Annotated in this window: 24 protein-coding genes; 8 read left to right on the top strand and 16 right to left on the bottom strand. The window is 42.1% G+C overall.

Annotation, left to right across the window (positions count from 1 at the left end):
* Positions 1–112 precede the first annotated feature (112 nt).
* From Vgang_RS13480 to Vgang_RS13465, 4 genes are all read left to right on the top strand, one after another.
* Positions 113–1,288 carry an MFS transporter gene (locus tag Vgang_RS13480; RefSeq protein ID WP_105901367.1) on the top strand — a complete coding sequence of 392 codons (1,176 nt, stop codon included), beginning with the start codon at positions 113–115 and terminating at the stop codon, positions 1,286–1,288.
* A 46-nt stretch (positions 1,289–1,334) separates the two neighbouring features.
* Positions 1,335–1,739: a hypothetical protein gene (locus Vgang_RS13475; RefSeq protein WP_105901366.1), complete on the top strand. Its 405-nt coding sequence runs from the start codon at positions 1,335–1,337 to the stop codon at positions 1,737–1,739.
* Positions 1,733–4,123, top strand: a complete 2,391-nt coding sequence (locus Vgang_RS13470) for a GNAT family N-acetyltransferase (RefSeq protein WP_105901365.1) — start codon at positions 1,733–1,735, stop codon at positions 4,121–4,123. Before Vgang_RS13475 ends, Vgang_RS13470 begins: the two co-directional genes overlap by 7 nt.
* 67 nt (positions 4,124–4,190) lie before the next feature.
* Positions 4,191–5,510, top strand: coding sequence for a lysine N(6)-hydroxylase/L-ornithine N(5)-oxygenase family protein (locus tag Vgang_RS13465; RefSeq protein WP_105901364.1), 1,320 nt, complete (start codon positions 4,191–4,193; stop codon positions 5,508–5,510).
* Between the two features lie 69 nt (positions 5,511–5,579).
* On the opposite strand, the gene Vgang_RS13460 is transcribed toward Vgang_RS13465, so the two are convergent.
* The gene (locus tag Vgang_RS13460; protein ID WP_105901363.1) at positions 5,580–6,758 is read right to left on the bottom strand and encodes a benzoate/H(+) symporter BenE family transporter; all 1,179 of its coding nucleotides are present in this window, start codon (positions 6,756–6,758) and stop codon (positions 5,580–5,582) included.
* Positions 6,759–6,975: 217 nt separating this feature from the next.
* Between Vgang_RS13460 and Vgang_RS13455 the strand changes: the two genes are divergently transcribed.
* On the top strand, positions 6,976–7,428 hold the full coding sequence (locus tag Vgang_RS13455) for a PACE efflux transporter (protein ID WP_105901362.1): 453 nt from the start codon (positions 6,976–6,978) through the stop codon (positions 7,426–7,428).
* A 28-nt stretch (positions 7,429–7,456) separates the two neighbouring features.
* Here the strand turns inward: Vgang_RS13455 and Vgang_RS13450 are convergent, their stop codons facing one another.
* Positions 7,457–8,218 carry a sulfite exporter TauE/SafE family protein gene (locus Vgang_RS13450; protein ID WP_105901361.1) on the bottom strand — a complete coding sequence of 254 codons (762 nt, stop codon included), beginning with the start codon at positions 8,216–8,218 and terminating at the stop codon, positions 7,457–7,459.
* Positions 8,219–8,445: 227 nt separating this feature from the next.
* The gene (ppsR, locus tag Vgang_RS13445; protein ID WP_105901360.1) at positions 8,446–9,279 is read right to left on the bottom strand and encodes a posphoenolpyruvate synthetase regulatory kinase/phosphorylase PpsR; all 834 of its coding nucleotides are present in this window, start codon (positions 9,277–9,279) and stop codon (positions 8,446–8,448) included.
* Positions 9,280–9,508: 229 nt separating this feature from the next.
* Here ppsR and ppsA point away from each other — a divergent pair, with 229 nt between their 5' ends.
* On the top strand, positions 9,509–11,902 hold the full coding sequence (ppsA, locus tag Vgang_RS13440; RefSeq protein ID WP_105901359.1) for a phosphoenolpyruvate synthase: 2,394 nt from the start codon (positions 9,509–9,511) through the stop codon (positions 11,900–11,902).
* Positions 11,903–12,020: 118 nt separating this feature from the next.
* On the opposite strand, the gene Vgang_RS13435 is transcribed toward ppsA, so the two are convergent.
* From Vgang_RS13435 to Vgang_RS13405, 7 genes are all read right to left on the bottom strand, one after another.
* On the bottom strand, positions 12,021–13,418 hold the full coding sequence (locus Vgang_RS13435) for a class II fumarate hydratase (RefSeq protein ID WP_105901358.1): 1,398 nt from the start codon (positions 13,416–13,418) through the stop codon (positions 12,021–12,023).
* A 120-nt stretch (positions 13,419–13,538) separates the two neighbouring features.
* Entirely contained in the window at positions 13,539–13,958 is a 420-nt protein-coding gene (locus Vgang_RS13430; RefSeq protein WP_105901357.1) for a GFA family protein, read from the bottom strand.
* 31 nt (positions 13,959–13,989) lie between these two features.
* A complete protein-coding gene (locus Vgang_RS13425) occupies positions 13,990–14,829 on the bottom strand; it encodes a sulfurtransferase (protein WP_170066817.1) in 840 nt (279 codons plus the stop codon).
* A 104-nt stretch (positions 14,830–14,933) separates the two neighbouring features.
* The gene (locus Vgang_RS13420) at positions 14,934–15,485 is read right to left on the bottom strand and encodes a GNAT family N-acetyltransferase (RefSeq protein ID WP_157945997.1); all 552 of its coding nucleotides are present in this window, start codon (positions 15,483–15,485) and stop codon (positions 14,934–14,936) included.
* Between the two features lie 148 nt (positions 15,486–15,633).
* Entirely contained in the window at positions 15,634–15,918 is a 285-nt protein-coding gene (locus tag Vgang_RS13415) for a DUF1294 domain-containing protein (RefSeq protein WP_105901354.1), read from the bottom strand.
* A gap of 27 nt (positions 15,919–15,945) precedes the next feature.
* Positions 15,946–16,356 (bottom strand): GNAT family N-acetyltransferase, encoded by a 411-nt coding sequence (locus Vgang_RS13410; protein ID WP_105901353.1) that lies wholly within the window; start codon positions 16,354–16,356, stop codon positions 15,946–15,948.
* A gap of 123 nt (positions 16,357–16,479) precedes the next feature.
* Entirely contained in the window at positions 16,480–17,685 is a 1,206-nt protein-coding gene (locus tag Vgang_RS13405) for a multidrug effflux MFS transporter (RefSeq protein ID WP_105901352.1), read from the bottom strand.
* Positions 17,686–17,803: 118 nt separating this feature from the next.
* Between Vgang_RS13405 and Vgang_RS13400 the strand changes: the two genes are divergently transcribed.
* Both Vgang_RS13400 and Vgang_RS13395 read left to right on the top strand, forming a co-directional pair.
* Entirely contained in the window at positions 17,804–18,781 is a 978-nt protein-coding gene (locus Vgang_RS13400) for a LysR family transcriptional regulator (protein ID WP_105901351.1), read from the top strand.
* A gap of 93 nt (positions 18,782–18,874) precedes the next feature.
* Entirely contained in the window at positions 18,875–19,429 is a 555-nt protein-coding gene (locus Vgang_RS13395; RefSeq protein WP_105901350.1) for a YgjV family protein, read from the top strand.
* A gap of 115 nt (positions 19,430–19,544) precedes the next feature.
* Here the strand turns inward: Vgang_RS13395 and uxuA are convergent, their stop codons facing one another.
* The 6 genes from uxuA to Vgang_RS13365 all read right to left on the bottom strand — a co-directional run bounded on the left by uxuA (position 19,545) and on the right by Vgang_RS13365 (position 26,235).
* A complete protein-coding gene (uxuA, locus tag Vgang_RS13390; protein ID WP_105901349.1) occupies positions 19,545–20,603 on the bottom strand; it encodes a mannonate dehydratase in 1,059 nt (352 codons plus the stop codon).
* A gap of 16 nt (positions 20,604–20,619) precedes the next feature.
* Complete coding sequence (locus Vgang_RS13385) at positions 20,620–22,137, bottom strand: mannitol dehydrogenase family protein (RefSeq protein ID WP_105901348.1); 1,518 nt, start codon at positions 22,135–22,137, stop codon at positions 20,620–20,622.
* A 113-nt stretch (positions 22,138–22,250) separates the two neighbouring features.
* Positions 22,251–23,216 (bottom strand): TRAP transporter substrate-binding protein, encoded by a 966-nt coding sequence (locus tag Vgang_RS13380; protein ID WP_105901347.1) that lies wholly within the window; start codon positions 23,214–23,216, stop codon positions 22,251–22,253.
* Between the two features lie 48 nt (positions 23,217–23,264).
* Entirely contained in the window at positions 23,265–24,578 is a 1,314-nt protein-coding gene (locus Vgang_RS13375; RefSeq protein WP_211293991.1) for a TRAP transporter large permease, read from the bottom strand.
* 54 nt (positions 24,579–24,632) lie between these two features.
* A complete protein-coding gene (locus Vgang_RS13370) occupies positions 24,633–25,148 on the bottom strand; it encodes a TRAP transporter small permease (RefSeq protein ID WP_105901345.1) in 516 nt (171 codons plus the stop codon).
* A 316-nt stretch (positions 25,149–25,464) separates the two neighbouring features.
* Positions 25,465–26,235, bottom strand: a complete 771-nt coding sequence (locus tag Vgang_RS13365) for a GntR family transcriptional regulator (protein ID WP_105901344.1) — start codon at positions 26,233–26,235, stop codon at positions 25,465–25,467.
* Positions 26,236–26,327 lie beyond the last annotated feature (92 nt).

The raw sequence follows: 26,327 nt of genomic DNA, 5'->3' as shown, positions 1-26,327 counted from the left end.
TTTGTGTGGCACGAAATAATCACCAAAAATCCCCTTTAATGTATTGACATCGACAGCAAATATCAATAATCATAATGATAATTATTAGCATTATCGTTTGGGTTTATATTTTATGTGGTTATTTGGATCACTATTCACTTTAGGAATTAATCAGACATTACTGATCGCACTCCTTCCTCAAATCGCTGTGCTTTTTAACGTCGATGCACAAAGCCATCAATTAGGACTGATCGCAATGGCGATTAATGTCAATTTAATCAGTTATTGGATTGGTTCAGGGCTATGGGGAAAGTACCTTAGCCGGATGAGTTTGACGCAAGCCTACTGGATCGCAGGCATTGGATATATTACGTGTCATCTTCTGTTCGTTGCCGCTCTATTTCATTTATCGAGCCCGCAACTTTGGTTAGCCGCATTAAGTCGATTTGGCCTTGGCTTATTCAGCAGCGCATTCATGCCAATAGGACAAACTTATCTGACTCACAAGCACCCTGCTGAGTTAAATAACATTTCAAAACTCAGCGGTGCAGCGACCCTAGGACGATTAGTCGGCCCGACTTTTGTTTTTTTACCATTAGGGTTATCAACCATTCTTTTACTCACACTGCTTCCTATCAGCGTAAGTTTATTGCTCATAAAATGGTTAGTTAGACACCCATTAAGCCTGAATGTCATCCCCACGGAGGCCAAAGCAGTTTCTGCACTAACGCTCGTTCAGCGATATAAATTAACCTTTTTGACCGCAGGTTTAACCACCATGTTGGTCGCGATATACCAATTAATGCTGGTACCTTATTTAAGTCAGTTAGGATTCAACTCCGAACAAACCTCCAACTACCTTGCGGGAATTATGCTGGCAATCAGCAGCTTGATGGGCATAAACCAACTGTGGATCACGCCTAAACTATTAGCTAAACCAGTATTGATTTGGCACTTTATCAGCTGGCCTCTTGCTTTTTGTGGTTACATTCTCGCCGCCTTTGAACATAGCTTGATAACGCTAATCCTATTTAGCACAGCACTGACTGTTGCGCTGTCCAATTTGCCAGCCTGGTATTCCAAGCAACTTTTATCTCTTAATCAAAACCATTTACACACCAGTCAACTCAGTGGCCTCTTAGCGCAATCTCATTCTAGCGGTCACCTGATGGGAACAGCATTGGCATCATTGGCAGTCTACCTAAGCATTAATGCCGAGTTTCTACTGATCATGTTTATCTCAATATTATTTTTAAGTGCGGTGTTGCTCAAACGCCAACACCTCACCCAAATCTCAACGGCAAACTAACCCGGCCAGTTCATGGACCGCCACTGCTTCATATAAAGGAAAAAATATGTCTATCGACCCATCAGCTATTCCAGATAGCGCAGTACAACACAGCTCGAATTTAGCGATACAAAGCTTTTTCAACAGTTTTTCGATGGAAACACCAGAATGTCGCGTCGCTCAGCACCACCTTTATATTCCACTTGGTGAACAGCAATTAGTCTTACCACTGAGCTATGCATCAGCGCTCGGCCGTCATCGTTATCAAGGCCATATCTACTTAATTCATAGTTCAGAACTTGATGACGAACGCCAGGTTGGTTTGAATATCATTAATGAGAATAAAATTGATTTTTCACAGGCAGTATCGTTATTGGTTTCTCATTACTACCGGTACGTAGAGACGCAAACACTTGATCGTTTCTTTAACCGTGTTGGAGAGTCAACACGTTATATCGATCGGCCTTGTTAGCACTAACGAAACGTTCTCAACACGATCTTTCCACCGATAGTTTTATCCAGTCGGAGCAATCTTTAATCGGTGGACATAGCATGCACCCTGCGCCAAAAAGTTGTGAGCCTTTAACCGAAGATCAGCAATATGCTTACCTTCCTGAATACGCGCAAAGTTTTTCTATTGAATGGTTTGCAATCCACCCTAATTACATCGCCTCTCAAACAGAAATACCGCAACTGCTTGAAACTTTTAAAGCACTGTTGCAACACAATTTATCTTTAGATGGAAAAAACACTGATCATATACCAACGTTGATTCAACAAGGTTGGTTAGCACTTCCCATGCATCCATTACAAGCCAAAGAATGGCGAAAAAACATCAACAATCATGGTTTATATGAATATGTTGTCGATTGCCAATTGAGTACACACGGCTGGACAGCAACCTCATCCACAAGAGCAATTTATCACCCTAAACTAGCATGGATGCTGAAAGTATCACTGCCCGTTAAGTTAACCAATTCTTTGCGTCTACTCAGTGAAAAAGAGGCTAAACGAGGTGTTCAGTTCAGCCAGATATTACAGACCGCTGCGGGTCAAGAAATGCAGCAAAGAATGCCCCAAACTGAATTTATCCAAGAGCCAATTTGGGCTTCGATAAAAGATGTAAACGGTCAGTGCCTAGATTTACCTCTAGTTTGCTTACGAGAAAATATTTTTTACCGTAATCAAGCGTCCCTCATCGACCAACCCAATATTCACCTTCTTGCCACGGCAAATCAAAATATCAATGGTAGAAGCCAAGTAGGAGAATGGATAAAAAACTACGCGCAAGAAAGTCAGCAGACATTAGAGATGGCAGCACGCCAGTGGTTAAACCAATTTATGGAGAATGTTATTCAGCCACTGTGTATTGCCCGCAGTGACTACGGAATCATTTTTTTAGCGCACCAACAAAACATCTTATTAGATATTGAAAATAATCGACCAATAGGTATGAAATATCGAGATTGCCAAGGTATCGGCTTAACGGATGTTGCTCTCAAGCAATTTTCCGATCTTTTTGATAAACAAGATCCTGAGTATTTTGTATCACAAGATAAAGTCGACCCTTACCTTTCTTATTATTTGGTTGGAAACACATTACTCAATACCATCGCTGCCATCTGTGCAGATACTCAAATAGAGGAATATAAGCTATGGTCGGTTTGCCAACATGCCTTTTCTCAATGGCGTCAAGCACGACCGAAAGACTCAGCCTTCTATGATTATTTGCTCCACTCAACAACCTTGAGGTGGAAGCGTAATTTCTTCTGTTTCTTATCTGACTTGAACGAAGCAACCTTACCGGATCCTAGTCAGATTTATTGCGAAATTGACAACCCATTTTATCACTCTCAACCAAAGGCTAGACTATATAAGCCTCTACCTTCAAGTGACCAGCAATCTCGCAGCATTTGTATAGAATCGTTACAAGGTCTATCAGAAAAAGATCATTCTCATCAACGCTTCGCAATGTATGAATTGGGGTTATTACAAGGGGAATTCGATTTAATCTTATCTCAAGATTCCATCTATATTGATACTGAGTTAGCAGAGCCGATGTTGTGGTGGAGCGCCGCTGAACACGCATTTTATACCAGTAATAAAACCGAGCTACATTGCGGCCATTGGCCTGACTTTGTACTCCCTCACTTAACGGATGGAAAGCTATTACATAACACCTTTCTTCAAGTGGCACCCATTTGGCACCAAACGGCAAAAATCACTGAATCGGAACAAAGACACACAGCGACCAACGGCATTTCGCACCCCACCCGTCCGCCCAAACCCGTGGGTACCGTCTTTCAACGTTATTGTTACCACCTAAAACGCACCGTGTCATTTCGCATGATCGACATTAGCCGTGATCTAGACATTTTTCACCAGTGGCATAATCACCCATTAACATCGCCAATTTGGGAGCTAGAAGGCAGCTTAGAAATGCATTCTCAATACTTGCAAAAATTAGAACAGGATCCACATCAGTTTGCCATTATCGGAGAGTTTGATGGCGTCGCCTTTGGATATTTTGAAGTGTATTGGTCAGCAGAAGATCGTTTAGGCCCTCATTACGCATGCCAAGATCATGACCGAGGGATACATATTTTAGTCGGAAATTTAGACTACCGAGGCGGCACCTTCTTTGATGCTTGGGGGAAATCTATCTTGCATTACTGCTTTTTGGTCGAACCAAAAACTAACAGTATTGTCGGTGAACCCAATGCCAAAAACCATCGAGTTGTCAAAATCACTGAACGGATTGGAATGAAAAAACAATTCGAGTTTGATTTTCCGCATAAACGTGCTGCATTGCTGCAATGTCAACGCCAAGACTTTTTTGAAAACGTCATCTTTTAATTCCGTCATTGTCAGTGTTGGATTCGACATCATCACTGACAATGCTTATACCTGTAGGGAACACATCATGAATAATCAACAAGACTTTGATTGCCTTGGAATTGGACTGGGCCCATTTAACTTGAGTATTGCTGCATTAATTGAAGAGTCAAAAACACAATTGCGAACACGATTCTTAGAACGAAAGCCTTCATTCAGTTGGCACCCGGGCTTATTACTCAGCGATGCAAAAATGCAGACTTCATTTTTGAAAGACTTAGTCAGTGCCGTCGACCCCACCAGCCCGTACAGTTTTTTGAATTATTTGGTAAAACAACGCAAATTCTATCCATTTTGTGCCTCTGGTCAGTCAGTCATTTCACGATTAGAATTCTCGGACTACCTCGCTTGGACGGCGCATCAACTACCCAACACTCAATTTGACTGTCACATTCAACACGTCGACTATGTTGATGATCAGTTTATCGTTCACTCAGAAACAGAGCGTTACACCAGCAAAGATTTAATCATAGGAACAGGTATGCAACCGCATATCCCTGAATGTATCCATGACTTAATCTCAGACCAATGTTTTCACGCAAGTGAACTGGCTCTACGAGCGCCTGACTTAACAGGAAAACGAATTGCAATCATCGGTGGAGGACAAACTGGCGCCGACATATTTCAGCACACCTTTGATCAACAATTCGGCAAACCTGAGCATATCGAGTGGATTTCGCGACGCCCAAATATCGAACAATTAGATGAGGGTTGCTTTACCGATCAATATTTCATGCCGGATTACGTCAATCAGTTTTACCAGCTAGATCAAAAGAATAAACAGCGTGAAGTCTCCCATCAAAAACTTGCAAGTGACGGTGTCACTTCAGATTGTTTAAATGGGTTATATCAACGTCTCTATCACGACAAATATGTATTACGAAACCCTAAATGGTGGTCAATTAAACCCCATCAGAGCTTAATATCAAGTCAATATAGAAATGGAGAGTATCAATTAGATATCCAGCATGGGCTTACCCAACAAGTCGCGACGATAAAAGCAGACGTTGTTATTCTTTGCACCGGCTTTACTCATGACCTTCCTGCGTGTTTAGATCATTTAAAACCACTCATGATCACCGACCAACATAACCGATTAGTGCTCAGTCGTGATTATTGTTTGCAATGGAAAGGAATGCAGAACAACCGTATTTACATTGTAAATTCCGGTACTCATAACCATGGCATTGCCGAGCCCCAGCTCAGTTTAGCTGCATGGCGAGCCGCGAAAATCGTTAATAGCCTAAGCCAGAAAACCATCTATGAACTAGCCGAAGAACAAAATATTCTCGATTGGGAAATGGATATTGAACCCCAACATCGATTTGCAAATGTAAGCTCGATGTAATTGAAATAAATAAAGATCTAGTTTAAAGCTAGATCTTTATTTTAAATAATTCGCATCGACCCTTTTGCTTTACTTCCTCATCAGCTTTTTATGTACAAGCCCAGCAATCAAGCCCCACAGTGTTGAGCCAATCCCGAACAAGGTGATACCCGACAAAGTCACCAAAAACGTATATAAAGAGGACTCACGTAAGCTTTCGTCGGAAAAGGCACTTTGCATGCACATCAACAAAGTTCCTAGCAGTGCTAATCCTGCCAGAATATTGGAAACCTCTTTTGGTAACGCAAGGAAAATCGTTACAACCGCTGTCGCCCATAATCCCGCGATGATAAAAAACACCCCAGCCCACATTGCCGAGCGATAACGTTTTGAATGGTCGGGATCTACATCTTCATTCATGCAAATTGCCGCTGAAATCGCCGCAAGATTCAAACTAAAACCACCAAAAGGGGCAGCCAGCATGTTAATAACACCAGAGCCAATAAATACCGGTTTGGCAGACAGTTGGTAATCATAACTACGTAACATGGCAAAACCCGGTAAATTCTGCGATAGCATAGTAATTATATATAAAGGCAAACTCAGGTTGATAATGGCAGACCAGTCAAACACTGGCATAACCCATAATGGCGTGGCTACGCTCAGTGAAATTACTTGACCAGTGAACGAACCTGACACCACAGCCGCGCCAATCCCAGCAATGAGCAATAACATCATGGCGTAACGTGGTAAGTAACGCTTAGAGATAAAAAATACCGCGATCATGAGCACGAAAAGCTCAGGTTCAGTGGTCACTGGGGTGAACGCTTTAATGCAAAAAGGAATCAAAATGGCACCAAGCATTGCCGTTGCTAATTGAGTAGGAATTTTCTCTAACAAACGACTTAACGGAGAAATAAGTCCCGTTAGAAAAATCAATAAGCCAGAAATAATAAATGCGCCAATCACTTGAGGTAGATGATATTGCCCAACCGCTGCCACCAACATCGCGGCACCAGGCGTAGACCAAGACATCAAGACTGGAATTTTATAGTGCCATGAATAAACGATTGAAGTCATGCCGACCGTCAGCCCGAGTACCAATAACCAACTGGCAATATGAAGTGGACTCGCTCCTGCCGCAGTAGCTGCTTGAATGATAATGACAACGGAACTGGTGTAGCCGACTAAAACGGCAGTGAAGCCAGATGAGATATGGCTAATATTCAGCCAAGGCGATTTGGTCTCAGACAATACTTTCTCGCTCATTCCCTTGAGCTCCTTTTCCATTTGTTCATTAAAGCATCATAAAGAAACCAAACTTTAAACGCCATGACATTGTAATGAGAATGTTAAATCCAATTTAAAAACAAATGCTTATATAGCTATTTAAGTTACTTGGGTATAGCTTATTTTGCATTCCATCCGCTCTTCCCTTATCCTGCGCCTAGTTTAAAAACCCGCCATAGAGACAAATGAGGAAATCATGCGCACGACCTTTGACCGATTAAGACATACCATTTGCTTTGAGCTGATTGGTTTATTGATCTTAACCCTCGGCGTTGGAAAGCTCATTCACATGGATATGACAAAAATTACCGTTTTGGCCGTGGCTTTTTCGGTAATTGCCACAATATGGAATTACTTCTACAACATCGGATTTGATAAAGCGATGTTAAAGTACACTGGGCAGCTAAATAAAAGTTTGAAAATACGAGTTTTTCACGCCAGCTTATTTGAATTCGGATTGGTGCTGATCACTTTACCAATCATGGCGTGGTATCTGAAAATCAGCTTAAAAGAAGCGTTTCTTTTGGATATTGGAATGGTGGTGTTCTACTTAGTTTATGCCTTCATTTACAACATAATCTATGACCGAATTTTTCCGATTCCTGCCACCCAAACTGAAGGCAATATTCAATCAGAAGCTCGCGAATGAATGAATGAATGAATGAATGAATGAAACATTAGCTCGCAGTAAAGAAGCCCCAAATCAGATTCAACGAAATAAAAGTCAGCGCAATTTTCAGCACAACATGGAAGTGCTGATTAGAAACTCTATCCAGCACACGTTTACCAATAAATGTGCCGACAAAACCCACTAGAATCATCAAACCAATCACACCAAGCCATTCTTGATATGCAAAACCTAACATGGCAAAAATGACCGCTTTAATCACATGTTGAATAGACATAAAGCATGCCATCGTCGCCCCTAGCTCACGGCGATCTGGCAAGATATTTTTTACTGTCGCAATCAAAAATGGCCCAGTTGCGCCAACAAACATGGTCAAGAATGCGGTAAAGACACCAATACCCACCAGACCATTTCGTCCCCGGAAGCTAAGGTTTATTGGCACCCAACTACTGATCAAAATGAACACCGCAAGTATCAATTCGAGATATTTGGTCGGTAAGTTTAACGCTAAGTTACCGCCAATCAGTGCCCCTACGACACTACCAACAAAAAACCAACCTAAGAATTGCTTTTGCACATAACGGCGCATTAATACGGCACGCCCTGCATTTGAACCTAGTTGAACAATCGCATGAACGGAGATCACCGCAGCCGCAGGCATAATGGTGATCATAAAGGCAATTAATGTTGCGCCTCCTCCCACGCCAATGATGACATTCAGCATGGAAGTCATGCCACTTAACCCAATGAGAAAAAAGAATTGTGCGGTGGTGAGCACTTCAGGCTTTAGATGTAGGAAGAAATCAATCATGGCCACTTGTACTTTATATTGAGACTTAACATGGATACGAACAGTTGTGCAAAAGACACATTGAAAAACAGGAGGAAGTATAAACGAAATGGCTCCCCTTTAGGGAGTTGAAGTTCCCTTTCCCAAAATAAGCGGCCAATTGTTGTTTTAGATCATATTGATGACCACTTACTTTCGATCATAAATTAAGTTTTAACCATTTAGCCCATATAAAATGATCGCAAAAACTACCACATGCTGCGCTTCAAACCACTCAGTTCCAGTAGCCGAGTGGAGATTTCTTCAACCGATAATGTCGTCGTATTCAAATACGGTATTGCCTCACGACGAAATAAAGATTCCACTCGATTGAGCTCTTTTTCACACTGTACTTGGCTCGCATAATCACTGTTTGCGTATCGTTCATGACGAATCGCCATTAAGCGTTCTGTATCGATTGTGAGGCCAAATGTCTTGAAACGGTATGGTTCTATCTCCTTTGGCAATTTTAGCTTCGCCATATCATCTTCTATAAAAGGATAGTTCACAGCACGAATACCAAATTGCATAGCCAGATATAAACTGGTGGGTGTTTTGCCGCAACGAGACACGCCAAGTAAAATAATGTCAGCTTGATCTAGGTTAGCCAGCGAAACCCCATCATCATGAGCTAGAGTGTATTCCACTGCAGCAATTCGATTTTGATAGCTAGCGGCATCCTTTTCTATGCTATGCGAGCGGTGCAATCTCGGGCTAGGTTCTAACCCGAGATCCTGTTTCAACGGTTCCACCAAGCAGTTAAGTACATCGTATAAATGCGCTGAAGATTGTTCTATCACCGCCTTCACTTCTGGAACCACAATAGAAAAGAACACCAAAGGCTCAACACCAGTTGCTTCATAACGTTGATTAATCAGGCTTTTTACATATTGAGCACGGTCTACGGTTTCGACAAAAGGCAGCGTCGTTTGAGTGATTTCAATGGGAAATTGTCCGAGTACCGCATGTCCTAATGTCTCAGAAGTGATCGCTGTTCCATCAGAAACGTAAAACACATCACGAAAATTTTTTTTGCTCTGCATAAGAAGTTGAATCCTTTAATCGCTGCTGTAGCTTAAAAGCTGTAAATATTTACAACTATAATTTCACACAATATTTACAACGTTTGTGTTTAACCTGTTTAAATTGTGAATCAGGCAGACAAATATTGCTGTCAACTTGGTCACGATTGGGATCTTAACCACAGACAACATTCAAAAATATTAGGTACAACTTAATCCAGAACAAAACAAAACGTCTAGGAGACACGCCGTGGATCAAAATGTGGTTTGGTATGATGCTTTATCAATGCACGATGTCGATAAAGTCGGGGGCAAAAATGCATCTCTCGGAGAGATGGTTGCCAATCTATCTAACGCTGGAGTGAAGGTGCCGAACGGCTACGCCACAACAGCTTTTGCATTTAATCAATTTTTAGAACACAACCAACTCAATGACCGCATTTATCATCTTCTTGATGAACTGGATGTGGATGACGTCAACGCACTAAAAAAAGCAGGCGAAATCATTCGTCAGTGGGTCTTTGATGCCCCCTTCCCTGCCGATTTAGAACAAGGTATCCGTGACTACTACCAACAACTCGGTAATGGTGATGAATTCCTATCGGTCGCGGTACGTTCGTCGGCAACGGCAGAAGATTTGCCCGATGCCTCTTTTGCTGGCCAACAAGAAACCTTCCTAAACGTTCGCGGCATCGATGCGGTACTTGAAGCCACCAAACATGTTTTTGCTTCTTTATTCAATGACCGCGCTATTTCATACCGAGTGCACCAAGGTTTTGACCACAAAGGGGTGGCATTGTCGGCGGGTATTCAACGCATGGTACGTTCTGATAAAGCGGCTTCTGGTGTGATGTTCACGCTAGATACTGAATCTGGTTTTGACCAAGTCGTCTTCATCACTTCCTCTTGGGGATTAGGCGAAATGGTGGTTCAAGGCGCCGTTAACCCTGATGAATTCTACGTCCATAAACCAACGCTACAAGCGGGCAATCCTGCGGTTGTGCGCCGTACAATCGGTTCTAAATTAATCAAAATGGTGTACGGAGAAGAACAAGGTCCCGGTGCTATAGTTAAACTCGGCACTCAAGTTGAAATTATCGATACTAATGAACAAGAACGCAGTCAATATTCACTCACCGATGATGAAATTCAAGAATTGGCCAAACAAGCGCTAATCATCGAAAAACACTACGGTCGCCCAATGGATATTGAGTGGGCAAAAGATGGTATTACTGGTGAACTGCTCATTGTTCAAGCTCGCCCTGAAACTGTACGCTCACGAGACGATCAACAAGTCATGGAGCGCTTCCAACTCAACAGCCAAAGCCAGAGCTTGATTGAAGGCCGCGCCATTGGTCAGCGCATTGGAGCCGGTGTGGTTCGTGTAGTGAAAAGTCTAGATGAAATGGATCAAGTCCAAACCGGTGATGTTCTTGTCGCTGACATGACCGATCCCGATTGGGAACCGGTTATGAAGAAAGCCTCTGCTATTGTCACCAATCGTGGAGGACGTACCTGTCATGCTGCAATCATTGCTCGTGAATTGGGCATTCCTGCGGTAGTGGGTTGTGGTGACGCCACCAGCCAACTAAAAGATGGACAAACCGTGACCGTCTCTTGCGCCCAAGGTGAAACTGGCTATGTATTCGAAGGGGAACTTGATTTCGAAATCAAACGCTCTTCAGTCAATGACTTACCGGACTTGCCACTCAAAGTCATGATGAACGTTGGCAACCCAGATCGCGCTTTCGATTTTGCCTGCATACCAAACGAAGGTGTTGGCCTTGCTCGTTTAGAATTCATCATTAATAAAATGATCGGGATTCACCCAAAAGCACTGCTCAATTACGATGAGCAACCGGCGGAATTAAAAGCAGAGATTGATAAACGTATTATCGGTTATCGCAGCCCGGTTGAGTTTTATATTGAGAAATTGACAGAAGGCATTTCCACCCTTGCGGCGGCATTCTGGCCAAAACGTGTGATTGTGCGTATGTCCGATTTCAAATCCAACGAGTATCGCAACCTAGTTGGTGGATTGCACTTTGAACCCACAGAAGAAAACCCTATGCTCGGTTTCCGTGGTGCGTCACGTTACATTTCACCGCAATTCCAAGATTGTTTTGCTTTGGAATGTGAAGCAATAAAACGCGTACGCAATAAAATGGGTCTAAAAAACGTAGAAATCATGATCCCATTTGTTCGCACCACCACCGAAGCTGCTTCGGTTATCGACTTGCTCGCGAAATTTGAACTACGCCGTGGCGAAAATGGCCTCAAAGTGATCATGATGTGCGAATTACCTTCGAACGCCATCTTAGCCGATGACTTCTTGAAATACTTTGACGGTTTCTCAATTGGTTCAAACGACATGACGCAATTAACCCTTGGGCTAGACCGAGATTCTGGTGAAATCGCTCACATGTTTGATGAACGTAATGCAGCCGTAAAAGCCATGCTGTCGATGGCCATTAAAGCCGCTAATAAAGCCGGTAAGTATGTGGGAATTTGTGGTCAAGGTCCGTCCGATCATGACGACCTAGCTCAATGGTTGATGGAACAAGGCATCGATTCCGTATCACTCAACCCTGATACGGTATTAGAAACCTGGCTGCATTTGGGCTCGAAAGTGCCAAATCACTAATCTTACTTTGCGAAAATAACGCTAAAACGAGATCATCTGGATCTCGTTTTTTTTATCCTTAACAAGCTATAATCCGTGCCCTGTCTGTTCCCGAACCCTATATACCCAAGTAACCTGCTCACACTAATTTTTTCGGATCGAGCAGCGTCTCAAGCTCTTCTCTCGTGAGATCTGTATTTTCTAGCGCCACATCAATAATAGGTCGATTTTCTTGATACGCCTGCTTGGCAATTCGAGCGGCTTGGTTATAGCCAATAATGGGATTAAGTGCCGTAACTAAAATGGGGTTCCTATTCAACGCTTTTTGTACATTCTCTGCTCTAACCGTAAAACCAGCTATGGCTTTCTCAGCCAAACTGAGCGAAGCATTGGTTAATAATTCAATACTTTGTAGTAGATTGTAAGCAATGACTGGTAGCATGACATTTAATTGAAAATTACCACTTTGACCTGCAATCGTAATGGTGGCGTCATTCCCTACCACCTGCGCACTGGCCATCGCCACCGCTTCAGGGATCACCGGATTAACTTTACCAGGCATAATTGATGACCCTGGTTGCAATGCGGTAAGCTCAATATCCCCAATACCAGCGAGAGGCCCAGAGTTCATCCAACGTAAGTCATTGGAAATTTTGAGTAAAGCAGTCGCATAAACTTTCAACTCACCAGATATTGCCACACTGGTATCTTGACTACTCAAACTATAAAAGTAATTTTCACTAGGTTTAAATTGCTTACCGGTGATTTGATTTAGTGCGCTGACAAAAGCGTTGATAAATTTATCATCGGCGTTAATCCCCGTTCCTACCGCGGTGCCACCTTGAGCTAATTGAGCCAATTCTGGCAGTAATTGTGAGATTCGCATTTGCGCTTTATCGACTTGCGCTTGCCACCCTGACAGCTCCTGTTCAAAAGTGACCGGCATGGCGTCCATTAAATGCGTTCTTCCCGTTTTCACCACATCAGATAAAGAATGTGACTTCTTTTTTATCACTGAGCTTAATTGTTTCATAGCTGGCAAAAGGCGATCGGACAATTCTAAATAAGCACTGAGTTGGATCGCCGTTGGGATCACATCATTACTACTCTGACTCATATTGACATGATCATTAGGGTGGACTTTTTGCTTTTCTCCTTCTTCCAACAAAATTTGATTGGCTAATGTGGCAATCACTTCATTTGCATTCATATTGGTACTGGTGCCCGAGCCTGTTTGAAATACATCAATAGGAAAATGCTCGAGATATTCGCCATCGATGATTGTCTGACAACTGGCTTGAATGGCTTTAGATAAGGTCGGGTCTAGCTGCTGTAAATGCTCATTAGATTGCGCTGCGGCAAGCTTGATCATGGCAATTGACTGTATGAAACGATGAGGAAGTGTTAATGAGCTAATGGTGAAATTATTTATGGCTCGTTGCGTTTGCGCCTGATACAAGGCCTCTTGAGGGACCTTCACCTCTCCCATACTGTCTTGTTCGGTGCGGTAAATACTGCTAGATAAAAAAGAAGCCATAACATCATCCTTTCGTTGATAAGTATGGCTTCAGTGTTGATCTGAATCGATGAATTCGCAAGTGACAGCGAGACTCACTTATTCCAGCAATTACAGTTATTCCAAATAACCAGCTTAGCCTTAGCGTTGCTTTTCAAACTGCTGAACACCATCAGGGATCACCACCCATGATTGTTTCTCACTAGTCCAAACATGAGTGGTGGGTACTAACATCGAAGTATCGTCTAAGCAGCCGCCCGCTTTAAACTTAATCATTTCAGGCGCAGCAGGGTTAACTTGGTAAATACGGTTGCCACAATTGGGGCAAAACTTACCAAGATTCACATTACCGCTATCGGCGACACGACGGGTTTCTTTCAATTCACCTTGAATTTCAATGTTTTCTGTCGGCACGATACAAGTAATACTAAAAGCGCTGGTTGAGAGTTTTTGACACTTTTTACAATGGCAAGCGATGACCATTTTCGGTACCGCTTTTAAGACAAAGGAAACACTGCCACATTGGCATTGGCCTTTCACAGGATAAGATGTTGTGCTCATATATTTTTCCTTAAAGTCTGAGGCCTTAATGTTATGCAATCGGTAAGTTCGAGTTCGCGCCCCATTCACTCCAAGAGCCGTCATAAACCGAAATATCTGTGTAGCCACAAGCATAGGCTGCCAAAATCACAATACAAGCGGTCATGCCTGAACCGCAGGAAAAGATCCATTTTTTGCTCGGGTCCATACCTACTTGATCAAACAAAGTACGGATTTCTTCCACTGATTTATATCGATGCCCTAATAATATTTGACCAAATGGCAGGTTCAAAGAAGTGGGAATATGCCCAGCACGCATCCCTTCTCTTGGTTCAGTAACTTGCCCTAAGAATCGCTCTGTTGAACGCACATCAATGATTTGAATTTCAGGCTTATCCATCGCGGCTAACACATCATCTGCAGAACACACTTTACTCGCATCAAAGTACGCGGTGATATTTCCACTCGGACGCTCAATAGGTGAATATTGATCCACCAGCGGGTAACCCATAGATTGCCAAGTAGCGACGCCACCATCTAATACATAAACATGTTCAAAGCCCATGGTTTTAAATACCCACCAAGCTCGAGGGGCGGAATACAAACCACGCGCATCATAAAGCACCACCACACTCTCATCATTGATACCCAGTTGTCGCGCTTGAGCGGTAAAATGCTCCACCGTTGGCATCGTGTTCGGTAATGGATTGGATTTATCTAAGAACACATTTTCAAGATCGAACGCTTGAGAGTTCGGTAAATATTGACGTGGTAATTGCAATGCCTCACCGGCTGCCGCATGCGCTGTCGTTGCATCGAGAACAACTAAATTGTCATCATCAAAATGATCAAATAACCAGGTAGGAGAAACGAGTGGATAACTGGAATTCATAGCATCTGTCCTTGTATAAAGCCTAATGGGTTTGAAAGGCTTACTCATCGATTACAGAGAATCGGTTTCGATGCTATGAAATGAGAATACTGAAGAGGTAGCGTCTAGAGTTGGTTCACCATAAATTGTGCATCGTCACCGTAACTGTCAGTACTGTTTGACTTCATTGATTTAAAACCATATTTCGACCAAAATCCAGCCATACCTTGTACTGCAACTAAAGAAACCGTATCAATATTGAATGCTTGTGCTTGATCTAGCAAATTTTCAATTAACGCCTGTGCCACGCCAACACCACGAGCTTTAGGGCTAATGGCTAAATCATGAATATATAAGGTCGAGGCGTCTTCTGGGCTCACCACTTCTTCGCTATCAGAAATATCTTGATTAATGCAGGGTGGCTGATCACTTTCCCAAGGGTGAGCCAAAACATAACCTAAAACTTGCTGCTCTTCATCCATACAAACAAAGCACGTTTCAGGAGAAACATCGGCTTTAATTTTCAAAATATCAATATCTTCCGCTAACCCATCACGGTAAGCGACGTCTTGAATTTGTTCGATTTGAGGCCAAGCCTGCTCGGGAATTTCGACAATTTGAGCGTCTTCAACAAGCTCAATAGCAGGATTATGATTTTGAGAGGGTTTGATCGACATGAATACACCTAGGTTGTAGTCCGTCATCCTTAACTGTAGTTAATTAATATGATTGAAATTGAAAGCCGAGTGAATGACTCGATGAATTGTGTGGATGATATCAAACTTATTCACAAAAGTATAAATAATAGCCAGCAAGTAAAGAAAACTACATATAAAAGTCCGGATTCTGAATAAGCACGGTTCCAATGCAGTTGAGAATAACCAGTAACCAAAACACAAATTGAAATTTGAACTTACTGATTTTATGACGAAAAACACGTTGGGCAATGAGTGCACCTGGCCACCCACCTAAAAATGCCAATAAATGCAGTGTTTTTTCAGGTGTTCTCCAACTTCCTTTGATCGATGCACGTTTGTCTTTCCAATACACAAAGAAAGTAATCATGCTGATGAGCAAGCAATAAATTAGGCCTGTTTGTAAGGTGATCATGTCACTAATTTTCCAAGTTAAAATGAGTTATTGAAGCTGACTAAGATCCGATAAAATCCATGCGCTATGGTGAGGTTCAAAACCGATATGGGGATAATACTCGACAGCCAAAGGCGCGGCTAATAGATTTAGCTTACAACCGGGTTTTAACTGCTTAAATGTTTCAATAATGAGCTGTTTTCCTACTCCTTTGGCTTGTATTTGCTCTGAAACCGCTAAATCAGATAAATAGCAGCAATAATGAAAATCCGTCACAGAACGCGCTACCCCCACCAATGTGTTTCCTTGCCACGCCGTTACCAGTAAATCGCAATGTTCCAGCATGCCTTCAATAGTCACTTCATCATGGATTGGACGACGTTCACCTAAGCTGGTTTGTTTTAATAAATCAATAAACTGCTGAGTTGAAATCGATTGATTAACTTTGTATTCGATCATGGGCAATCCTTGCTAATAGTCCGATGAAATAACAGCATAAATCCGCATAATAAAAAAGCCAGCAAAACGCTGACTTTCATTAATAATTTATATGAGTAATTTATAAAGAGAAGGCGTGGCACATCAATCGTGAGCCATTCGTTCAACATGCCACGCATTCATTCTTTTCATCTTCATCACTGCAAGTAATACGGTTGCTCCACCTGCCATTACGACCATTGCGGCATAAGGTGCACTTAGTGGTGTTTGTTGAATTAACGCGGCCAACAATGAAGCACCACTCATTTGGATAAATCCAAGCATCGCAGCAGCCGTACCCGCTCGCTCACCAAAGCCAGATAATGCCATGCTGGTTGCAGGGCCCAGTAAAAAGGCAAAACCAATACACAACAAAGCCATAGGCAGCATAAAGCCAATACCTGCTAATAGAGGTGAACTGATTGCCGCCATTTGCACGGCCAACTGTAATAGCGCCGACAAGATAAACAATGATAATGCCCAAATGACCGTGGTTCGGTTACCGAGCTTTTTAATCACCCACGGAGCACCAAAACACGCAGCAATATTAATCAATGCGTTGACCCCAAATAACCCACTAAACGACAGCTCAGATAAACCAAGATGGCCAATCAGCCAAACTGGCGCATAAGAGACATAGGTTAGAATCGCGCCCATTCCCGTCATACAACAAATGGCATAAAACAAGAAATGACGATCCATCAATACGGGTTTATAACGAGCCCAACGATATAAAGCGCCATCGCTAACCGTGTTCTCTGGGCGTGTTTCTGGAAAACGAAATGCGACCATAAATAAAATCAACACCGCATACGCTGTCATAAAGAAGAAGGTTGAACGCCAACCGAAATGCAGTGCCAAAACACCACCTAATGTTGGAGCTAAAGCAGGGATCACACAAATAGCGCCATTAAGATAGCTGTAGATTTTCGCGCCATCTTTTACGCTATAACAATCTCGTACCGCACTAAACACCACGATTGACGTTGAGCACGCTGCCAAACCTTGCAGTACACGCGCTAACTGTAAGACTTCGAACTGCTGCGCCATTGCTGCAAGTAAACTGCTTAATCCATAAAGCACAATGCCAAATAGCGCCACTGGACGACGGCCAAATCGGTCGGCTAATGGCCCAATAATGATTTGCCCAACCCCCATAGCAAATAAGAACAGAATCAACGTCGATTGCACGTCACTGTTGGACACAGAAAATTCATTGGCCATGGTAGGCAAAGAAGGCAAAAAGATATCAATGGCCAGCGGGCTTAATAGCACCATGGTCATTAACATGGGTAAAAGATTACGTTGCATGAGTTCTCTCTAATCTAACGGCGAAATAGGATTGTTTTCTGGGGCGCAAGTCTAGCGTCTAGATGTTATGAATTGAAATGGTATAATTTCGAAAGACAATTTCCATTAAGGAATAACAGTGAATTTAGATAAACTCGCCCGCATTGACTTAAACTTACTTGTTATCTTGCAAGTTCTAATTGAAGAACAAAGTGTCACCCGTGCCGCTTACCGCCTGAATCTCAGTCAATCAGCACTGAGCAAAAGCTTGAATCGCTTGCGTGATACGTTAGAAGACCCATTATTTCAACGCACATCGCACGGTTTAAAGCCAACCGCGCACGCGTTAACCTTAGCAAAACTCCTGCCAGATGTGTTGCAAGATCTCTATCAACTGACCCAGCCCCCCTCTTTCGATCCTGCCACCAGCCACCGAAAATTCAGTTTTTCTATGGTGGAAAGTGCTTACGAAACGTTAATTCCCTCCTTTATTGGTTCCTTGCTGAGCCAAGCACCAGACATACAACTCGATTCCTATTTGTGGACAGGTCAATCATTTCACGATTTACAGCAAGGTCAGATCGATTTTGGTATTGCAGGACGTGACCTTAGCCCCCAATCGGGCTTTAATATTGATCGTCTTCCTGAAGGTATAGAGCACCAGACTTTATTTCGCGATCGTCAGGTTTGCCTGGTTCGACATCACCACCCTATCTTAGATAAACTGAAAGAGACTGATTGGTCACTAGAACAATACTTAGGCTTGTCGCACGTTCAAGTTCGTTGCGAAGGAAAAGAATGGTGGGCACTCGATTATTTTCTTGCCGATAGAGGACATCACCGCAAAATCAACACCACGGTTCCTGATTTTTATGGTGCAGCCAGTGTGTGTGCGCATACCGATTTAATCTTCACTTTACCTTCGAGCTTTGCCAGTCATGCACTCAAACTCTACCCACTAACACAATTAGCATTACCGTTTGAATTTATGCCGATGGCCTACGTACTGTTGTGGCATGAAAGAAATAACCAAGATAAAGGGCATCAATGGATCAGAGAAAGTATTTGCCAATCTATTCAAAATGACATTGCATCCGATCATTACTCTGAATCTTGAAATTAAAATAATGAAACTGCTTTTTATTTCAAATTACCATTGAGCATGTTAGTCTAATTGGTATAACAACTTTTCATAAGTAAAGGTAATAACATGGATTATTTGTTGAACCTTCCCTTTGCACAATGGTTAGGCTTTCTTAGTTTTGCGCTCGGTATTTCCACCTTTTATCAAAAAGATGATCGCAAACTTAAAATTGTGATGCTGATTTTTCAGTTTAATAATATCGTGCATTTCTACCTTCTAGGTTCAACAATTTCAGCGCTAAGCACCCTGCTGTCGTTTATCCGTACCGGCATGGCAATCAAAACTTCATCTAAGTTGGTTGCGACGATATTTGTCCTCATCAGCCTGTCACTGGGGCTGTATTTTATGAAAAGCCCGTTAGATCTTCTTCCGATTGCCGGCTCAGTACTTGGCACTATTGCGGTATTTGTATTAAAAGGCATTCAAATGCGGATTGCGTTTATTGTCGGCGCGATGTGTTGGCTCGCCAATAATATTATCGTCGGTTCGATTGGCGGCACCTTATTGGAAGCAACACTATTAACGGTCAATTTGTTTACTATCCTGCGCCTATATCGCTACAACAAAAAGTTAGAATCTTCTTCTCTTGATGAACCTGGCTTAGCCCCAAAAAGCAAATAGAGACAACAAATAGGCTCAAACGGACAGCCATTAAATATTCACTCAAGTAACAAAAAAGGCTACCTAAATATTTCTCTTAGATAGCCTTTCATGTATTCATATCGTCGTAATCTAATTAGTGATTCAACGAGTCCCAAATGCCATTAATGTACATAATACCGAGGGCGCGGTCATATAAGCCATAACCCGGCCTTGCCCACTTTTCTTCCCCCCAAATATGACGACCATGATCAGGGCGAACGTAACCTTGATATTGATACTTGTGCAAGGTTTTGACCACTTCCACAATATCGACCGAACCATCACAGGCACGGTGTGAGCTTTCGATGAAGTCGCCATTTTCGAAACGTTTTACATTGCGAATATGCATAAAGTGAATACGCTCATGGTAGGCATCAATGATGGCAGGAATGTCATTATCAATAGAACCAAGCGAACCGGTGCATACCGTTAAGCCATTGTGCGGTTTATCCACCAGTTTTAAAAATCGACCAATGTTTTCTTTGTTAATAATGATGCGCGGCAAACCAAAAATGGGAAATGCAGGATCATCAGGGTGAATCGCCATTTTAATGTCGCACTCTTCCGCCACAGGAATAATTTGCTCTAAGAAATACTGCAAATTTTTCCACAAATCTTCCGCAGTAAAGCCTTCATATTGTTTGAACGTCTGTTTCAGGTTCGCCAAACGTTCTGGCTCCCATCCTGGCATAGTCACATCGGTATTTTTTGAAATGGTATCAATCAATTCAATCGGATCAATTTCATTGATTTTGCTCTTTTCGAAAAACAATGCATTCGAGCCATCTGGCAACTTTTTATATAAATTGGTACGAGTCCAGTCAAACACTGGCATGAAGTTATAACAAACGACTTTCACGCCAAACTTAGACAACACTCGTAATGTATCTTTGTAGTTTTCGATGTATTGGTCACGAGTCGGCAAGCCAAGTTTAATGTCTTCATGCACATTGACGCTTTCCACCACATCGATATTAAAATCAAATTGTTTGATCTGTTTTTCTACTTCAGCAACACGCTCTGCTGACCATTTTGCGCCAGCAGGCATATCATGTAATGACCAAACAATCCCTTCGACACCAGGGATCTGCTTAATTTGATCAAGCGAAATTTTGTCGTTGCCTTCGCCATACCAACGAAACGTCATTTTCATCATTATTTCCTGTGTATCACTTGATTTGAATAGAATGGGTTTGCATGAAGCGCTGTAATGTCTGCTTCACCCCCAACTGAGTTAGCTGGTCTAAATATTCAACCAACTGCTGCTTAAACACTTCATTTGATGCAAGTTGTGCGCTAAAAATCGTATCGAGTTTTAAGAAGGCAGACACCACCTCATCGAGTGACTCTGCATGAGTCTGCCAAATATGAAAGAAGTTGGATGCCATAGGATCGCGCACATCAATCGCGGCACCACGTTCATCCACCCCACTGACGTACTTCATCCAAGCCGCAACAGCAAGCGCGAGGCCAGGAGTAGAAACATTATGCTCAACACCATATTGAATCGTTTGTAAGAAACGCTGTGGCAGTTTTTGCGAACCATCCATCGCAATTTGCCATGTGCGATGTTGCAACGCCGTGTTTTGATAACGTTCGATTAATTGATCTTTATAGGCTTCTAAATCAATACCTTGCACATGTACTGATGGACTGATTTCCTTATCCATTAAATAACGAATAAAAGTTTTAAAATCAGGATCGGCTATCGTGTTAGCTACGGTTTGATATCCAGCCAAATAACCTAAATAAGCAATCGAGGAATGCGTGCCGTTAAGCAAGCGTAACTTCATGTTTTCAAATGGAATCACATCATCCGTCAGCAAAATATTACTGATAGAGGTTTGCTCCCATAATGGCCGTTCGTTATTAAATTTATCTTCAATCACCCATTGCAAAAAAGGCTCTGTCGAAACACAACATTGATCGTCAGCGCCCAGTTGCTTCGAAATGGCGGCAATATCTTGCTCTGTAGTTTGAGGAACAATTCGATCCACCATGCTGCATGGGAATTGCACGTTGTCTCTTATCCAAGTGGCTAGTTCAGGTTCAAGCTGCTCGGCAAAATCCAGCACGACTTGTTTTAGTACGTGGCCATTTTCCGGCAAGTTATCGCAAGTTAACGGCGTAAATGGCGTAATGCCCTGCTCTTTACGAATTTTAAGTGCAGCGACTAAAAAGCCTATCGCACTATGTGGTTCATCAATATTTGCTAAATCGTGCACAACCAGTGGATGATTCACATCCAGTCGACCTGAAGAAGGATGATGACAGTAGCCTTTTTCGGTAATCGTTAGAGAGACAATTTTGACCGATTCACTGGTCATGTAAGCCAAGATTTTCTCGACTTGGTTACTAAACAGCACTTCTTCTACAGCACCAATCACCTCAAGTGAAACCGACTCATTTTCCCCTACCGCTACGGTGTACAAATTATCTTGCTGGGCAAACTCTTGTTCTGTGCCCGTTTCCGGTATCGGTTTACCGGCTGCACGCCAATTATTCACGCCCACGATTTTCCAATCACCACCCAGCTCCTTCATCGTAACATCCGTAATTAATGCTTGATGGGCTCGATGAAATGCACCAAAACCTAAGTGAACAATGCCGACTTGCGCATTTAAATTACGTTGGTTAGGAATAGAGGCAGCGATAATTTTATCTAAATTCGAACGATTCAACTTCATTTTACTTCGCCTAATGAGTGACTATTTTTTAAATCCTCCGCATGACTCACAACGAGCGATAAGACTTAAAAAATAGGTTCAGGTGAAGAACCACTCCACCTGAACGATCATCATTATTTTGTGTTTTGAATGTCGTTTAACATATCCACCAGATCTGGGTTTTCTTTCTTAAATTTCTCATACACAGGCTTCACCGACGCTTGGAATGATGCAGTATCACTATCAACAAACGTAATGCCTTTTGACTTTAAATCTGCTGTCGCATGATCAACGTATTTCTTCCAGTTAACTTCTTGTTGCTTCGCAGTTTCTTTTGCTACTGCGCGAATTTTGTCTTGTTGTTCTGGTGTTAGCTCATCCCAAACGCTCGTTGATACAACCAATACATCCGGCACCATGGTGTGTTTGTCGTAAGAGAACACCTTCTTCACTTCAAAGTGACGCGAGGAATAATAAGAAGGAATGTTATTTTCAGCCCCATCAACCACACCTTGTTGTAGTGCAGAATACAATTCACCATAAGGCAGTGGCACTGGCGTTGCGCCTAATGATTTAATGATATCGATCGCTAATGGAGAGTTTTGCACACGGATCTTCATACCCTTAAGGTCTTCAGGCTTTTCAATTGGCTTGTCGGTATAAAAACTACGTGCGCCGGCATCTAAGAAAGCTAAACCAACAAAGCCGTCTTTACGTGATGAAGCTAGGATTTTGTCGCCAATAGGACCATTGAGGACATCACGATATTGCTGCTCGCTACTGTATAAATATGGAAGAGAAAGGATTTTGTAATCTTTTGAGAATGACTCTAATGGCGCAGCACTGACTTTCGTGAAAGCAACGGTACCGTTTTGCACCATTTGCAATAGACTGGTTTCATTCCCTAGCGTGCCGTTGGCATACACTTTAACGCGAATGTTGGTTTCCTCTTTCACATGGTTTGCGAACCAATCTAAAGACTGATGCACTGGATGCTCTGTCGGCAACGCATGCGCTAGTTTCAAGGTTTGCGCATAAACGCTGGTAGTGAAGGTAGAACTGGCAAGCAATCCAGCAAGCACGATTTTGTTCAATTTCATATTGTTATTCCCTTTGTTGCACGTTATTAAATTATTATTAGAGCGTGTTTAAGATTGATAGCCCGCTAATTGTGGTAACCACATGGTCAAGGACGGAATCATAATGATGAGCCCTAGCGTTAAGACCATAATCACGAATAACGGAATGAGCTTAGGAACCACTTCTCCTAATTTATTGCCGGAAACACTGCAACCGACGAATAGCGCTGTACCCACAGGTGGCGTACAAATACCAATACATAAGTTGAATACCATGATGATGCCGAATTGAATGGGATCGACACCAAGCTCGACCGCAATCGGTAAGAAAATCGGAGTGAAAATTAATACCGCCGGAGACATATCCATAAACGTCCCCACCACTAACAAAATTAAATTCATTAGCAGCATGATGACGATTGGATTGGTTGAGTAATTGAGAACAAACTCGGCAATTGCCCCTGGAATATCAGCATTCGCCATTGACCATGACATCGCAGAAGACGTCGCAATCATCAGCAATACAATCGATGTGGTGATCACGCTATCGAGCAAGATAGGCATTAAGTCTTTAAATTTTAATTCACGGTAAGCAAAGCCAAGAATTAAGCTGTACACCACCGCAATCGCAGACGCCTCTGTTGCAGTGAATGCGCCACCTAAGATACCGCCCATAATAATGAGGATGAGAAATAAACTCGGTACGGCATCCCAAATCACCTTTAAGGTTTTCTCTTGTTGAACGATTTTTTGTTGTGGGATCTTGTACTTTTTACCCAATAGCAAGACACCAATCATGATCCCAAGGCCCATTAAAATGCCCGGAATGTAGCCTGCAATGAATAAATATTGCACTGAGGTGCTGCTGACTAAAGCGTATAAAATCAGAATATTAGAAGGTGGGATTAATAAACCTGTCGGACAAGACGCCACATTCACCGCAGTAGAAAAGGCTTTCGGGTATTTATGCTGTTCTTGCAACGGTTTCATGATCCCGCCCACCGCTGCTGCAGCAGCTGCGGCCGAACCAGATAAAGAGCCAAACATCATATTAGCGATGATGTTGACATGAGAGAGCGAACCAGGCAGCTTGCCGCCAAGTAACATGGCAAAGTTGATTAATCGGTTAGCCAAACCACCGCGGTTCATCAAATTGCCTGCAACAATAAAGAACGGTAGTGCCAATAAACCAAAACTGTTTAATCCGTTGGTTAACTGTTGTGACACTAAAATAGAGGCTTTATCTATTGGAAAATCAATAAATATGGTCAACAAGGCGGCGCCACCAATGGCAAAAGCTATCGGTAAACCAATCAATAGAAAAATCGCTAATGAACCAAATAGCACTACGATAGGCAATAAGTCATACACAATATCTGGCATTGAGTTGATGTATTCTTGGGTAAAAATCAAATCTACTAAAGTCATAATCTTTCCTTAACTCGCCGTCTTAACGCACAAAATTTCATAGATGGATTTAGTCACATCAATGAATGCGTAATAGCAAATGATGACACCAGATAAAGGGGCTACGGCGTAGACATAGCCAATCGGTAAGTGGTTACCTGCTATCGCAAGACCGGGAGACATTTGATTATGATGAAGAGTCGACATCATGAAGTTCCAGCCGCCATACACCAAAGCAACGGCTGAAAAGAGAAAAACGAGGCAATTTATAACAATATTGAGGACATGTTGATTACGTGCATTGAGACGAGTAACCAGTAATTCTAACGCTAAGTGACGTTTAACGGAGAAAGTGTAAGTCCCCCCTAAAATACCAATCCAAATCAATAAGTAACGAGAAAGCTCATCGGTAAATACGGAAGGATCATTCAAGATAAAACGGGTGAATACCTGCCATACAACAGAGAACACCATCATGGCCATAAAGAATATCAATATATATTCTAATAAGCGGCTCAAACCTCTATTAAAAACGTCTACATTCATTTTTCACTCTCGTTCACAGCAGAGCATGCTCTTGGCATTGCTTCTTTATTTTTATAATCAACGCAAGGATCGCTTAATAAAACGTCAGTGCTTCATGACTATAATCACGAGGTGAAAGATTTTGAACCATGGTTTCAGATCTTTGATTCAAAAATGCTAGCAGACCTATACTTTTAAGTTGTTATACCAATTTATTTATATTTTTGTGATAAAGATGTGTGCAAATAGCATTCATATAGTCTATGGAAATGAAAAATGCATTCTGAAACTAGACAGTTGCTACTCATATAAAATAAACATAACCCATTGTTTATCTTTAAATATCAACCGGTTTGGTTTCAAATAAGTATTTATCATACGGCGTATCTTCTGATGAAGAAGCGTCATAGAGGAATTTTTTCGTGCTTTCCAAGTGTTGCCACATTTCGGCTTTGACCTTCTGAGAGTTCTTTATTTGCAATGCTTTCACAATCTCGCCATGTTCATCTGCCCAGCGATTAATGTTGGATGGATCGATATGTTCATGTAATTTCATCCACAATGGATTTTGCTTACGCGTGAACCAAATCAACTCAATAATCAGTGACAACACCGAATTTTTTGTAATTTTACCCAGTTGAATATGAAATTCTTCATCCCAGACAGAATCGGTATCGTGAGCATTTAAGTAACTTTGTTTTTGAATTTTATTAAGAATATCAATATCCTGCTTCGTTACCTGACTCGCAGCAAATGAAGCGATGGTACATTCAACCACTTGCCTAGCTTGTAATAACTCAAATGGCCCAGCCTTTTTCATTTCTTCCACTAGGTATCGAGCAAACGCTTCTTCACTTTCGTTTAAACCGGAAGTTTGTTCTGGGGCTTTCGAGATAACATGAATGCCAGAGCCTTTTCGGACTTCAACCAATCCTTCTAGTTCCAGCATGATCATCGCCTCACGTACCACGGTTCGGCTTATCCCTAGCTCTTCGGCGATCACACGTTCTGGCGGCATTTTTGTACCGACCGGATAGTGCCCTGCCAAAATTTTCTCTTTTAACTGCTCGCCAATAACTTGATATAAGCGTTTGTTTTCAAATGACATAATGAACCTAATTACTTTTTAATTATATGTATAACTTATCATATTAATTATGTGTATAACTTATCATACCGCTTTATCTCAAACCGATTTAT

The sequence above is a fragment of the Vibrio gangliei genome, from assembly GCF_026001925.1.
In the GTDB taxonomy this organism is placed as follows: domain Bacteria; phylum Pseudomonadota; class Gammaproteobacteria; order Enterobacterales; family Vibrionaceae; genus Vibrio; species Vibrio gangliei.
The sequence above is the reverse complement of the archived record's forward strand: the minus strand, read 5'-3'. Positions and strand labels throughout refer to the sequence as shown.